Below are 14,301 nucleotides of genomic sequence, written 5' to 3' on the forward strand. Positions count from 1 at the left end.
GGTAAACAACCACCAAAACAATCTATTCACTATTCACCATTGACAATTCACTCCCCCCGTTTAACAAATTTTTCACCCCTCGTATACGATTTCTGTCGTAAATTGCTTACGAATAAAATCGTAAAGCATGGTCAAACATATAAAACCAACGGAAAGTGAACTTGAAATTTTAAGGGTTTTGTGGGATAAGGGTACCGCTACAGTCAGAGAGGTTCATGAAATTCTGAGTGAACATAAGGATGCGGGCTATACAACCACCCTCAAACTCATGCAGATAATGTTTGAAAAAGGTATCGTTAAACGCGATGATAGCAGCAAAACACATATATATCGTGCTAATATCAGCCGGGAAAATACCCAGCAACAAATCGTCGGAAAAATGATCAGTTCCTTATTTGGCGGCTCTTCCAGTCAACTTGTGATGCAAGCGCTGGGTAACCAAACGCCAAACAAAGAGGAGTTGGATGAAATCCAAAAAATGTTAGATAACCTGAAAAAGCAATCCTGATGCAATCTTTGTTTCAGTCGGCCTTTTTACAAGCACTGGGGTATTCCATTGCCAACAGTTTATGGCAAATGGCATTCTTATGGCTTCTTTATTTACTCATTTCCTCTGTACTGAAACCTTCCGCGGCCCACAAATACCTGCTCGCAGTATGCCTGCAATTCATGGGATTTATATGGTTCGTCTTTACGCTACAATTCTATCATAACCAATATAGCCGTTTACTTCTGGTTGAAGGAAGCGGATTAGACAGTAAAACGATTGCAACACTTGTGCCTCAAGGACAAGGCATACGTTCTCAGGTTATTGAATGGATGTTAAGGGGTGAACAGTTGCTCCCCTATCTCTCTGTTGCCTATCTGCTTTTAATGGTGGTGCTCTGTACCCGTTGGTTTATCGGATATCGATATACTCTTCAGATCAAACAGCAAGGGCTCAGTAAAATACCTGTTGACTGGCGCTTATTTGTAAAGAATACTGCTCAACAATTAGGTATCAAAAGAGAAATCTCCATCTTTCTATCTGAAAAAATAAGCACCCCACTTACTGTAGGATTCTTAAAACCTTTGATACTTGTACCAATTGCAAGCATAAATCACCTAACCGTTTCACAACTTGAAGCCGTGATATTGCACGAAATGGCTCATATCAAGCGTTACGACTATCTGGTGAATATTATACTATCATTGGCCGAGATCAGCCTTTTCTTCAATCCATTTACCCAATTAATGAGCAAGCAGATCAGGAAAGAAAGGGAGAATAGTTGTGACGATTGGGTATTACAATTTCAATACAGTGCAAGCACCTATGCTGAAGCCTTATTGCGTATTGCTCAATTGCAGGCAACACCAGTATTTGCAATGGCAGCCAAGGGCTCAAATGAAAATGAATTACTGACAAGGGTAAAAAGAATGATTGGAGGTCGGGATCAGGTTTTTAATTACCGCAGACAATTACTTGCCTTTTTACTGGTAACCGGAATATTAAGTTCAATCGCCTGGCTAAATCCTGAACACGCACCTAAGCAAGCAAATATTTCGCAGGTTAATGACTCATTACAACAACAAAACAATGCAGTAGATATTCAACCCGTTACGGTTGAACCTATGGCAGTAAAAGTTACCAATCCCCTATTCAATCCTGCTTTTTTCCTTTCAAAAACACTCAAAGCCGAAATGCAGGATAACCTGCAAAAAGCAAAAGAAGAAATTCGCGCTTCACTTAACAGTAAAGAAGTACAGCAGGCTATTCAGGATATACCAGTGGTTTTAAATGATGCTTATACCACATTGAATACTGAACTTTTCAAAGATAAAAACGAATGGAAAAAAGAACTAGCCGAACTGGAAAAAGCAAAAACAGAAATGAAAACGGCTATTCAATCTATTGATACCCTTTCCATTCCCCTGGCAGAAAGGAAACAAGCCAAAGAAGAAATGAAACTTTCCCTTAAAAAGATGGAGCTTGATTTCGAGGAAGCCAAAGATGCCATGAGCAAACTTAAAACCGCCATTCCTTTTAAGCAGGGTCAGGAAGAAATGAAAAAAGGAATTGAAAAAGCCATCACAGAAATTCAAAAATTAAAACTCGATAAAAATTTTAGTCAGATAATAGAGTTATCTGGTCTTTTAAACATCATTGATGGACTTGATATTAAAATTGATGCTGCAGAAGAAACAGAGAATTCGATTGAGAAAAAGAAAGAGAAAAAGCAGGTTGAGAAAAAGAAAATTAAGGTAGAAGAACAAAAAGAAATAGTAGAAGAAGAAATTACTGCAACCCCATTAATTCCTGTGAACCATTTAGAGATAGATACGGAAACACTCTATAACCAATGGTTAGCGGACCAGGTAAAAAAATTACTCATCCGCAAACTGGAGCTTGAGCAATCAAATCAAACAGACAGCAGCTTTAATAAACAACTGGAAAAATTCAGGGAACTATTACTCCAACAAAAAAAGAAAGCCAGGATTTGAGGATCATTATCTTAGCGAGGATGGAACGCAGATTATCATGATTATCAAGATAAATCTTGATAATCTGAATTCAATTAATAGCAGAAAGCCTTTAAAAAGCACAAATCAAGTCTTGCAGCTTGCGGCGTGCAGCCTGAAGCCTCTTTCCTTACCAAAGATTCCTCGGACACCAATCGCCATATTTATTGCCCAACTGAAAGCCGATAAGAATTTCATGAGTTCCTTTACTAACCGTATTCAGACGGGAAGTTTGTAGATCGTAAGAATACCCGATATTAATATTGTGGCTCACATTGATGCCTACCATTCCTGCAAAACCATCCTGGTAGCGATAAGAACCTCCTACCCATAAGAGATCCTGGTACATGAATTTTGCATTTACATCAAAGCCTACGGGTAATGGAGATACGTAGCGGATTAAAGTTGAGGGTAACAGACTAACATCGTCTGATAATTGCATCCGGTAACCTGCGCTAAAGAATAAGTGTGGTACCAGTTTCCCCTTCTCTACATAAACGGTATTGTTAGAAAAAGCTACATTTTGTGGGACGATCTGTTGCGCAGCTAATCCTAAAAAATAATCCTTTGAATACAACCACAAACCTGCACTTATATCGGGTCTGATCTGGTTAATCATACCACTGCTCGCCACTGCAGGATCGACAACGGTGGTGCCAAAATTTAATTTAGATGCATCCAGACTCATATTGGAAAAACCGGCAGAAATACCTGCCGAAAGACTGGTTGTATTTGAAAGTCCCAGGTGATAAGAATAGGTTCCGAAGGCTGCAAAACGATTCAATGGTCCGGTTTTATCGTTCAGCATAGTAAACCCAACTCCATGGTGCGGTTCTGCGGCACGATAACTTTGCCAGTAAGCCTGTCCTCTCGGATTTTCGCCACGAGCGCGTATGCTAGTAGCCGTTTCCCAGCCGAAATCATCTTTTTTAAGTGGACCATGAATGGTGAGGTAAGTAGTTACCGGAGCATCCTGAATACCCACCCATTGCATACGGTGTGATGCTTTTACATCCCAATAATTTTCAATACCTGCCACAGCCGGGTTAATGATATAATTATTCATGATATACTGCGTATAGTAAGGACGCTGTTGCGCCTTTACCAATATTGGTAATACCATTATGAAAAAACCAAGCCAATATCTCACTTTACAGTTCATATTATTCTGTGCTATTAACAGTTGTATGGAGGGTTAGGGGTTAGGGATTAGGTGTTAGGTACTAGGTAATAGGTGCTGGGTAAATAATAAGGTACTAAAACCCAATACTATCCCTTATACCTAACACCTAGTCCCTAGTACCTAACACCTCCTCATTCCCTCCATAAAAGCCGTTATTTATTTTAAAAATATACTAATAAGTCTAATTCACCACCAATCGACATCCGGTTTAACATACTGAACGTTATCAATGGTACAATTCCTTTCTCAGCCGGCACCATCCCTACAAATCCGACATCCACCATCAGCTATCATCCATCTTTATTCCCCTCTTACCGTATAATGGTAATTGATCCTGTTACCTGGGGTTTATTGTTTTTCGGATTGATGATATAATAGTAGGTGCCTATCGGCAAAGGCGAACCAGACACTTTACCATCCCAGGGTTTGCTATATCCCTGAGATCTGAATACAATTTGTCCATACCTGTTATATACTTCCACTGTTGCACCAGGATAACTTTCTAAAAACCTTATGTTCCATGTATCGTTAATGCCATCACCATTCGGTGAAAATGCATTGGGTATTTCCAATGACTTCAACAGTTTTACAAAAATGGTATCGCTTGTTGTACAGCCACCTTCTCCGGTAACGGTTAAAGTGTATCTGATATCTGCCAGTGGTTTTGTTATGGGAGAGAAAGCAGTGTCTTTATTCAGGTAATTCGGTGGAGTCCATAAATAACTCAATTGGTTACCATAAACAAAGGAAGGTTTCAACTGGGTTTCTCCCCCTTCCAGCACTGCGGTACTTTTAGTACCCATTATTAATACCGGTAATGGATATACGGTAAAACTTGCTGTTGCAGTATCACTCCCACAACCTGCGGCACTAAAGACATACAAGCTGGTATTGAACACACCAGAATCCTGATAGGCCCTTACGGGGTTTTGGATAGTAGAATTTATTCCCTTTGCAAGATCCCACTCCCATCGAACCGGTGGAGCTAATGATGCATTAGCTGACAGATCGGTAAAAGATACAGGCTCATCAAAACAAACGGTTGCTGGATTAACACTATATGCCGCTTTTGGATTTGGATGTACTTTTATCGTTTTACTTACCTCGCTCACACAGGTATTACCTCCCGAATAAGAAACCATTCTAATGGTAAAATCCTGTCCGGCTGCATTATTCGATACGTACTTATGCGTATAAGCTTTATTGGTTGTAGGATTATCATCTGTTTGCACCTGTGTTGGCAGGTTAACACGATCCCAGTAAATTTCAGATTTGGTAACGGATCCGAAATCTACGGTTGATTTATTTTGAATAAGAATAGGAACCTTATCGCAAAGCACTGTATTCTGCTGTACTTCAAAATCTGCTTTAGGAACAGAACCATTTACGGTAAATGTTTGTGAAGCAGTATTGATACATCCGTCTTTTGAGGTTACCTGCAGCAACACGGTATAATTATCTGATTTATTATACTTAACGGATGGATTTTTCAGGGTACTACTGGAGATATTTGGTCCTGGACTAACCGAAGGCGAGGCTGCATTAAAGTTCCAGAGATAGGTAAACTGCGCTTCTGAACCGTCTGCTATCTTACTGGTATCAATAAATTGGGCTGATGCATCGTTCAGGCACACTTCAGGCAGTATGAATCCAGGTTGTGGTAAAGGATGAATGAAAACTGCCGTAGAAGGTTTGAATACATCACTTTTGCAGCCTGTACTTGTTTCTACTTGTAAACTAACATTTTTAATACCTGTACTATTGTATTGAATAGTTTGAGCTGCATTACTGTTTACCGTTATCGGCCCTGCCCCATTATCGAGGTCCCAAATCCATTTGGTAATGGTACCTACCTGTGAGGTAGAAGCATCTGTAAAGCCCACACTTGTATTCAGGCACAAAATGGGAGATGCAGTAAAAGAAGCTATCGGTTTTGAGGTAATAGATATTGGTTTGGTTGTTTCTTCCGAGATACATCCGATATCTGAAATCGTTCTGAGTTTCACATTGAATACACCTGCTTGGTTAAAAACTGCACCTAATAAACTGGTCGTTATATCTAGATTCGAACCGTTTCCAAGGTCCCATAACCATCGTACACCCGAGTTGGCGGGAGTTGAAAAACTCACCGGATCATTCACGCAACCGGAATGTGTCCAGGTAAAATCTGAACTGGGCTTTCCGTTTACTTTAACAGGAATGGTATAAACCTGATCAGTGCTGCCACACCCATCAGGTGTTGAGGAAGTAGTATATAATTTAATCGTATCACGCACTGCAGCGGTATTGGCTGTACTAAAAGTGAATGTTTGTCCGGTGCTGTAATAATATACCTGTTGTCCATTTACTACCGGCACGCTATCGGCTACCGGAGCATTGTTTGGACCGATGCCTGCATTTGGACTAATACCCGGTGCAGCAGAAAAATCCCACCGGATGGAAGTTGGTTGAAAGGATAAAGGAATGGAAAACTTAACCGGTGTATTTACGCAGGTAACAGCCGAATCGATACGTGAATATGGATTTACAAATGTAGCCTGACGACTAAAATCTTTCACGTTAGTACCTCCATTATATCCATAAGATTCAACACTTCCATACCCGTATACAATTGCCGAAAAGCCAGTATCTGCAGTAACCCTGTGCACAGGATTTACTCCTGAAGAAGCCGATAGGTCTTGTTGCAGATAACTGTAATTAGTACCAGGAATATCTATAAACCCCGACACAGGGGCATTATCAATTTTTACTGAACTGATATAATTTTTACTGATGATTATATTTACGTAATGTAGTTGTACCTGAGTTTGACCAGAAGGCACAAAATTTCTGTGCGCCGAGAAGAAGGTAATATCATTCAGGGTTTGTTCAACCGGATTAAGGATAACCATTTCGGGGTCAGCCAAACAACTGGTTGCTGCACCCGAGCCAGTAGTACAACCTGTTTTACAGGATTGTGAACTGATATATTGAACTACTGATATAGGCTCTGAAGCCTGAATCTGTATAGGGTTAGCACTATTATAGCTGTAAAAATTTCCAAGTGGATTAAATGTAGCAGCAGTTAAAGTAGTAGTAACACCATTATCTGTAACCTGCACTGTGGTAGATGCATTTTGGACAAAAATCCGGTAAATATCATAAGGCCTGTTGATGAATGGTGCCGTTACAAACTGTTTACCCCAGGCCCGTGTGGGAAATATTTGCTGATAAATATTATCGCCTCCGCTTGCACCCGTACAATCGAAAGTACTCCAGGTAGAAGAAGAGAAAACTGCAATAGGCTTACAGCCACTACTGCCACCTGCTGCCACGGATCTGATTTTAGTTCCCGATAAATCTGTTAGTACTGTTGCCTGGTACTGGTATACATCTCCCGCAGAAGCCAATGTTATTTGGAATGGAACACCAACCGCCCTTGAACCACCTGCTGCAGTGGGTGTAATTTCAATAGTGGTATTATCCTGGGTAGCAATAACTGTAATCTGTCCAACTCCTCCAACCGTACCACCACTATTTGGATTACTACTTGAGGTTGATCTATAATTAGGTGCTATATATTCAGCCCCCAGAACCTGAGTGGGAATAATAAGACTGGCCCCACTTCTTGCACTTCGGATGATATGCGCATAAACCACTACCGGATCGTTACTGTTTACCTTAATAGCGGCATTAGCTTTTATTCCGTCTGACATGTTCAGGTAAACATCTGAATTGCTGGCATCAACACCTGCACCAGAACCTAAGAAGACACGAGTAACCTGATTAGCGGTAACTGTAAAATTTAAAGTAGTGGTTGGCCCCACTTTTACTGTTCCGGTTGTATTTACTTCAGAAGTGATATATAGCCCCATTACAGAGCCGGTTCCGTCAATATGAGAAGGATAGGCAATCCAGAATTCCTTTCCCTTATTAGAAAACTCCTGTGCAAATAAACAGGTTGCGAACATGCAGAAGCAAAAAAACAGGAGCGGTTTTAGTTTAGTCATCACTGATTATTTGGTCATACTTCTTATAGTATGACCCGAATTTGGGTTACTGGTTAAAATTAGGGCTAAAACCTATTTGAGAAAAGATAATTTATTGCCATTAAACGTTGCCTGACAATAAATTCGGTGAATTCGGTCCTTCACAAAAAAGCAGGTCAAGGATACTGAGGTTCGGCTGAAAACCTATCCGGTCAGCAAACACCTGTTGATAGTGGATATTCTTTGATGATTGCTGGAAGTTCCTCGGCAACCATTTGCTTCGGTAATCAGTAATCTCGGCTGGGTAAGCAGGCAAAAATTCAGTTGTCTCACTAAACCGGGCAGTTGGTTTTAATTGCTTTACCAACCATTCCATCAAATCGCGATTCATGTCTAGCAGAAAAACAGGTCGCCGCTGGTAAAATGCTTCGAGCCAATCCCGGTAATATTCAAAAAATGGTGATCGGTTATAACAAGATTCAATGGTACGCCAATGTTGTAATTGCCAGGGTAAAGTATAGCTGATTCGAACATCTTTCAAAAGCTGCTTTTGATCCCGCCCTTTCTCCAGTGGAACCGATAAATGTACCAGTCCATTGCTCCCTGCCAATACCATTCTATTACGAAAACTCATCTTTTGGAAGCTTTCACATACCTCAAAATTTATATTTGAAAATTGAAACAAAGTTTTAATATAATCAACTGTTCCAAAATATTGATATTCAATAATTAAAAGACTCATTTATTGATAATTATTTTCTTTTATTGGATTACTTTAAATAAGCTTATTTGACTCCATAATTTAATAAACTTTTTAACCAAATAAACATTATATTATATTACTAATCAAATATTTATACTATAAATATTCAGCTAAATAATATAGTAATTATTCTTTGAGATAAAACAAGGTAAATACTAATAATTATAGTAAAGGTTTGGGGGGATTAATCATCACGCACACCCAATTTCCATCACCCAGCCTACCCTATTAAACACCTAAAGTTAATACAGGGCAATTAGGGCAAAATGCACAAAACACCCACAGCCCCATTCTATGATCTAACAGGATTGGTTAAACATTTAGGGAATTATGTAAATGGAAAATGTCTGATTAGCTTATCACTTATATTGCATCAAATTGAACTTGTGAGAACCCTTAGCTTATTTTGCCTCCTTTTCATTCTTCTGGCTTCCTGTCAGAAACCACAGGCCTTCGATTACCGGGCCGTTAAAAATGTAAAACTGGAAAAACTTGGATTTGATAAATCTACCCTGGCCATGGACCTGGTTTATTATAACCCAAATGGCTTTGGGGTGGACTTGCGAAAAGTAGATTGTGATATCTATATCGACAACCACTACCTGGGTAAATACAAGCTCGATACCCTCATGCATATACAACGCAGAGCAGAGTTCATCCTTCCCTCAAGGATTCAGGTTGATATGCAGGGCGTATTTAAGAATATACTAACCGTGCTCTTTAATAAAGAAGTATTGGTAAACGTAAAAGGCACAACAAGAGTTGGCAAAGCAGGATTCTTTAAAACCATTCCCTTCAACTATGAAGCGAGGCATAAGATTGAGTTAGGGTTGTGAAGGAGTAGTTCGATGACCGAATGTATTGCTTCAAGCTGCATGCTACAAGCTTCAAGCTTTGCTGGGTGCTTGCGAACTGGAAAATTTAAAGCTATTTCTTAAAGAAATATATGGTCGCCGGAAATGAACTATCTGTTATTAATAGAACACAGATTATCATGATTTTCAAGATCGATCATGAAAAATCTTGAAAATCATAAAGATCCGTGTTCCATCATACGCGACACCTACAGCTCGCAGTTAAATTTCCCTGGACAACAATGAAACGAAAGTCCGCCCTTCCTTCGTCAGTATATCGGGAAGATGATGGGCTATTTGGATAAACACCTCCAAACCACCTTTCTCGCGGACTTTCGGACTCTCGGACTCTCAGACTTTCGGTCTTGTCCTCCCGGACTCTCCCTCTAAAATATCGGTTTCACATGACAAGGCTTTCTCGGCTGAGGGCCGCCGCCATCTTCTGAGCGTTTACAGGCTGGAGGTAATTTCTTATAGGCATCTTCTGTGGCTTTGCTACTATCGGCATCAAAACCAGCATTGTTCAATGCAGTACGTATTCCATCAGCGCTTGCTCTATCTGGCAGGAACTGTACTTTTATCTCCCCTTGCAGAAGGTTAATTTTCCATTGCATCACGCCGCCATCCGTTGCCCCTTTCTCGAGCAAAAGGTATTTATCTACGACTTCCTTACACTCCCAACATTTCAAATTAGGCGACTTAATTGTCACCCATTCGGCCTTTGGTTGCTGCGCATTTACTGATATACTGATAACAATCAGTAAAAGACTAAATAAAAACTGTTTTTTCATTGTTTCACATTTAAATCCGCTGATATTGCCCGGTTATAAAAGAGATACTCAAAAACCCCTATAGGCTGCACAGAAAAATGTTAAGACTTCACTATCCCTCCACTTCATCATTCGATATTGGTCATTCGATATTCATTATTCCCTCCCCCAACCCGCCGGATCCTTCCGCCATTGCAGCAATAATTGTTCTGATTCAGCAGATATCTGTCCTTTTTCAACTGCCAGACTAATCAGGCTGGAATAATTAGTCAGTGATTTATAAGGAACCCCTGATTTAGCAAATGCTTCCTCTGCATGTGGAAAACCATAGGTAAATATTGAAACCATGCCTACTACTTCAACGCCGGCAGCTTTTAGCACATCTACCACCTGCAGACTGCTCTTTCCGGTAGAAATAAGGTCTTCTATTACCAATACTTTTTGTCCGGGGTTATAAAAACCCTCTATCTGATTACCCATTCCATGTTCTTTAGGCTTTGGGCGCACGTATACATAAGGTAATTTCAATTGATCTGCTGCCATAGCTCCCCATGCAATACCGGCAGTAGCAACCCCAGCCAGCATTTCCGCCTCAGGAAAGCTTTCAAAAATTACATTACACAACTCACTTTTAATAAAGTCGCGAACATAGGGGAAAGACAATACCTTACGGTTATCGCAATAAATCGGACTCTTCCATCCACTTGCCCAGGTAAAGGGTTGTTCCGGACTTAATTTAACGGCTGCTACCTGTAACAGCTTTTCTGCAACGGCTTTTTCGTTTGTCATGATGCGAAAGTAAACCCAATTAGTTAATTAGGAAATTTGAAAATTTGAAAATTAAGTCCACATTTGGGTTATGCAAATGAAAACGATCGTTGCGGCAGGCGGATTGGTTTATAATGAGTCCAATGAATTATTGATGATATTTCGCCGTGGCAAATGGGATCTGCCAAAGGGTAAGCTCGATGAGGGGGAGTCTATCCCTGATTGTGCAGTAAGAGAAGTACAAGAAGAGACCGGTTTAACTGAAATAACATTGGGCGAATTTATGCGCATAACACATCACCAGTATTTTGATAAATGGCTGAATGAAACCGTTATCAAAGAAACCCACTGGTACCGCATGTCAGCAAGCAGCAACCAACCCCTGATCCCTCAAACCGAAGAAGATATCGAATTAATACGCTGGGTAAGCAAGCATGAGCTACCAGTATTACTGGAAAATAGTTATGACACTATTGTGGAGGTGGTGAATATGAGTGAAATGTGAATTGTGAATTGTCAATAACCTATTCACAATTGACAATTCACAATTCACATCACACTACTCACATGCATCCTTCCTCCTGGTATCTACCAGGTAATGAATTTTCCAGCCTTGTTTGCTCCTGATTAGTTGGAAGGAGTTTACGCCGCAGTGACTAAACTTCCCATTGAAATAGAATTTATAGGGAGTCCAGACAGAAGCGAGTGGTCCATCTACATTAACTGCAGCATAGGTTATTCTTTCGTCTGCGGCATTCTTGGGTAAGCTGCCGATATTGTGTCCGAAATCTGTTACTTTATCCGTTTTAGCAGACATATTACCTTCCTTATCACGTACCAGGGTTTGCAGGATATGGTTTTCACTGAAACAATTTACAATGGTTGCAGAATCTGCATTTCGCATGGCTGTAAAAAGTTGATCGATTACCGCTTTTACAGAATCTGTGGCCGTCTGAGCCTGCGAGGTATACCCTGCTCCAATTAATACAATGATCAGGAAGATTTTTTTCATGCTGTTTATTTTGATACTAAAGTAATTCAAAGCACTTGCTATTAAAAGCCTTTCATAAAAAAATCCCGCTGTCGCGGGATTTATATTATCTGAGATAACCCAGTATTTTCAACATACTTTGTGCGGTTTGTTCTTTGGCATAAACCCAGTCGACCAATTTTCCATTCTTATCATACTCTACAATTACGTGTTTAGGAGATGGAATAAGGCAGTGCTTAATACCACCATAACCACTTATCTGATCCTGATAAGCACCGGTATGGAAGAACCCTACATAAAGAGGCTCTTTGTTTATTTCTGCATCTTTAACATCTGCACTCTGTAATTTGGGTAAGAATACTTCGTTGATATGTTCTTCTGAATCGTAGTAATCATGACTATCACAGGTAATACCTCCTAATACGACCCGATGGTATTCATTATCCCATTTATTCACAGGCAACATGAGGAACTTTTCACCGATACCCCATGTATCCGGTAAAGTAGTAATGAAAGATGAATCGATCATATACCAGCACTCACGGTCGTTCTGGATTTTTTGTCCCAGTACACTGTAAATATGTGCCATGCTCTCCCCTACGGTAAAGCTTCCGAATTCAGTATAAATATTCGGCATAGGCACTTTCGCCTTTTTGCAGGCTTTCTTGATATTACTTACGATTTCATTGATCATGAATTGATAATCGTATTCAAAACCAAGCGAGTGTTTGATGGGGAAACCGCCACCAATATTTATTGAATCCAGTTCCGGACAGATTTTCTTGAGCTGGCAATAGAGGTTGATGATTTTATTCAATTCAGACCAGTAATAAATATCATCCTTGATGCCTTTGTTCAGGAAGATGTGCAGCATTTTCAACTGGAACTTCTCCTCATTACCTTCAATTTCATCAACATAAAACTCAAGGATATCTTTTGCGCGAATACCCAGTCTGGAAGTATAAAAAGGGAAGTTTGGTTCTTCCTCAGCAGCCACACGTATACCTAAACGGAATGGTTGTTTTACGCTGCGTTTGTATGCCAGTAATTCTTCTTTATTATCAAGTATAGGAATTACATTTTTAAACCCAGAGTTAATCAGTTTGGCTATACGTGAAGTGTACGACTTCTGTTTATAGCCATTACAAATGATATAGGTCTCTTTATTAATTTTTCTACGCTGGTATAAGCGATTGATGATTTCAATATCGTAGGCGTAAGAAGTCTCCAGATGAATATTATGCTTCAGTGCTTCTTCTACTACAAAAGAGAAATGGGAACTTTTGGTACAGTAGCAGTAAAAATATTCGCCTTCATACTTGTGCTTTTTGAAAGCATCGGCAAACATTTTTTTCGCTTTGTTGATCTGCATACCAATTTTAGGCAGGTAAGTCAGCTTAAGCGGAGTTCCGTACTTTTCGATGATCTTTTTAAGATCGAGTTCATTGAACTGGAGGTAGCCATTATCATTTACTTCAAATCCTTCTTGTGGGAAGTGGAAGGTCTGGTTCACCAGTGAGGTGTAGGTATTGTTCATTAGCCGGGTTAGTGGTTGTTTAGTGTAAACAGAAAATTACCCTTTTATTAAACTACAAAAATAGTTCTTTGTACAGTTCTGCAAATAAAAAAACCGGGAAGTAAAGTTACTTCCCGGTTATATTTTTTGATCAGGGCTCCTGTCTCAATTATTTTACTGAGTTTACCAGGGCTTTGAAACTAGCTGGCTCATTCATAGCCAGGTCTGCAAGCACTTTACGGTTAAGGTCAATTCCTTTAACTGCCAGTTTGTTGATAAACTGACTGTAGGTTAAACCTTCTTCTCTAACCGCAGCGTTAATACGTGCGATCCAAAGCTGACGGTACTCACGCTTTTTCAACTTACGGCCAACATAGCTGTAAGTCATCCCTTTTTCAACAATATTTTTGGCTACGGTATATACATTTTTACGTTTACCGTAGAATCCTTTTGCCTGCTTCAGGATACGTTTCCTGCGGGCTCTTGATGCTACTGCATTTACTGAACGTGGCATAGTATCTTTTTTTTGCTCCAGTCCGCCTCGGGCGGATCCGGTGGTTTTTAAATGGTTTGAACTCCCTTCCGGGAAAATGGCGGTTTATTAACCTTTCAGACGCAATAAGCGTAGAACGAAATCTTTGTTAGGTGCTCCAACAAGACCTTTCTTGTTTAGTGCTCTTTTACGTTTTTTAGACTTCTTGGTTAAGATGTGCCTTTTAAAAGCTTTCTGGAAGGTGATCTCACCACTACCGGTCACCTTAAAGCGCTTCTTTGCGCTGGAGTTTGTTTTTACCTTTGGCATTTTAATAATCTGCTTAAAGATTACACCCTGCTGGCGGCCCCGAACAGACGGGACACTTGTTGAGCCTTACGGGAAAAATTTGGAGTGCAAAAGTAAGGAAAACAGAGGAATAAGGAACAGAGAAACAGAGGAATTTTAAAGTGAGGAGTTGATTATACTAAAAATACCGATGAAATTCACCGGTATT

Annotated in this window: 13 protein-coding genes; 4 read left to right on the forward strand and 9 right to left on the reverse strand. The window is 40.0% G+C overall.

Annotation, left to right across the window (positions count from 1 at the left end; genetic code table 11):
• Positions 1–127 precede the first annotated feature (127 nt).
• Complete coding sequence (locus ACH30E_RS08660) at positions 128–508, forward strand: BlaI/MecI/CopY family transcriptional regulator (RefSeq protein WP_294995332.1); 381 nt, start codon at positions 128–130, stop codon at positions 506–508.
• The gene (locus ACH30E_RS08665; RefSeq protein ID WP_490824473.1) at positions 508–2,481 is read left to right on the forward strand and encodes a M56 family metallopeptidase; all 1,974 of its coding nucleotides are present in this window, start codon (positions 508–510) and stop codon (positions 2,479–2,481) included. Before ACH30E_RS08660 ends, ACH30E_RS08665 begins: the two co-directional genes overlap by 1 nt.
• Before the next feature lie 148 nt (positions 2,482–2,629).
• Here ACH30E_RS08665 and ACH30E_RS08670 read toward each other — a convergent pair whose 3' ends face one another.
• The 3 genes from ACH30E_RS08670 to ACH30E_RS08680 form a co-directional block, all read right to left on the reverse strand.
• A complete protein-coding gene (locus ACH30E_RS08670; RefSeq protein WP_294995338.1) occupies positions 2,630–3,661 on the reverse strand; it encodes a PorP/SprF family type IX secretion system membrane protein in 1,032 nt (343 codons plus the stop codon).
• Positions 3,662–3,993: 332 nt separating this feature from the next.
• Positions 3,994–7,671, reverse strand: coding sequence for a PKD domain-containing protein (locus tag ACH30E_RS08675; protein WP_490824474.1), 3,678 nt, complete (start codon positions 7,669–7,671; stop codon positions 3,994–3,996).
• Positions 7,672–7,771: 100 nt separating this feature from the next.
• On the reverse strand, positions 7,772–8,392 hold the full coding sequence (locus tag ACH30E_RS08680; protein WP_490824475.1) for a WbqC family protein: 621 nt from the start codon (positions 8,390–8,392) through the stop codon (positions 7,772–7,774).
• 287 nt (positions 8,393–8,679) lie between these two features.
• Here ACH30E_RS08680 and ACH30E_RS08685 point away from each other — a divergent pair, with 287 nt between their 5' ends.
• Complete coding sequence (locus ACH30E_RS08685; RefSeq protein WP_490824476.1) at positions 8,680–9,249, forward strand: LEA/WHy family protein; 570 nt, start codon at positions 8,680–8,682, stop codon at positions 9,247–9,249.
• A 404-nt stretch (positions 9,250–9,653) separates the two neighbouring features.
• On the opposite strand, the gene ACH30E_RS08690 is transcribed toward ACH30E_RS08685, so the two are convergent.
• Both ACH30E_RS08690 and pyrE read right to left on the reverse strand, forming a co-directional pair.
• A complete protein-coding gene (locus ACH30E_RS08690; protein ID WP_294995349.1) occupies positions 9,654–10,058 on the reverse strand; it encodes a copper chaperone in 405 nt (134 codons plus the stop codon).
• Between the two features lie 135 nt (positions 10,059–10,193).
• Positions 10,194–10,826 (reverse strand): orotate phosphoribosyltransferase, encoded by a 633-nt coding sequence (gene pyrE / locus ACH30E_RS08695; protein ID WP_294995352.1) that lies wholly within the window; start codon positions 10,824–10,826, stop codon positions 10,194–10,196.
• A 70-nt stretch (positions 10,827–10,896) separates the two neighbouring features.
• Between pyrE and ACH30E_RS08700 the strand changes: the two genes are divergently transcribed.
• Positions 10,897–11,310: an NUDIX hydrolase gene (locus ACH30E_RS08700; RefSeq protein WP_490824478.1), complete on the forward strand. Its 414-nt coding sequence runs from the start codon at positions 10,897–10,899 to the stop codon at positions 11,308–11,310.
• A gap of 54 nt (positions 11,311–11,364) precedes the next feature.
• Here the strand turns inward: ACH30E_RS08700 and ACH30E_RS08705 are convergent, their stop codons facing one another.
• The 4 genes from ACH30E_RS08705 to rpmI form a co-directional block, all read right to left on the reverse strand.
• Entirely contained in the window at positions 11,365–11,817 is a 453-nt protein-coding gene (locus ACH30E_RS08705) for a hypothetical protein (RefSeq protein ID WP_490824479.1), read from the reverse strand.
• An 85-nt stretch (positions 11,818–11,902) separates the two neighbouring features.
• Positions 11,903–13,333 (reverse strand): type III PLP-dependent enzyme domain-containing protein, encoded by a 1,431-nt coding sequence (locus tag ACH30E_RS08710; protein WP_294995374.1) that lies wholly within the window; start codon positions 13,331–13,333, stop codon positions 11,903–11,905.
• 148 nt (positions 13,334–13,481) lie between these two features.
• On the reverse strand, positions 13,482–13,826 hold the full coding sequence (rplT, locus tag ACH30E_RS08715) for a 50S ribosomal protein L20 (RefSeq protein ID WP_133475825.1): 345 nt from the start codon (positions 13,824–13,826) through the stop codon (positions 13,482–13,484).
• Positions 13,827–13,913: 87 nt separating this feature from the next.
• Positions 13,914–14,114, reverse strand: a complete 201-nt coding sequence (gene rpmI, locus ACH30E_RS08720) for a 50S ribosomal protein L35 (RefSeq protein WP_133475824.1) — start codon at positions 14,112–14,114, stop codon at positions 13,914–13,916.
• Positions 14,115–14,301: the final 187 nt, after the last annotated feature.

Source organism: Sediminibacterium sp. FW305-C-61 (genome assembly GCF_058231065.1).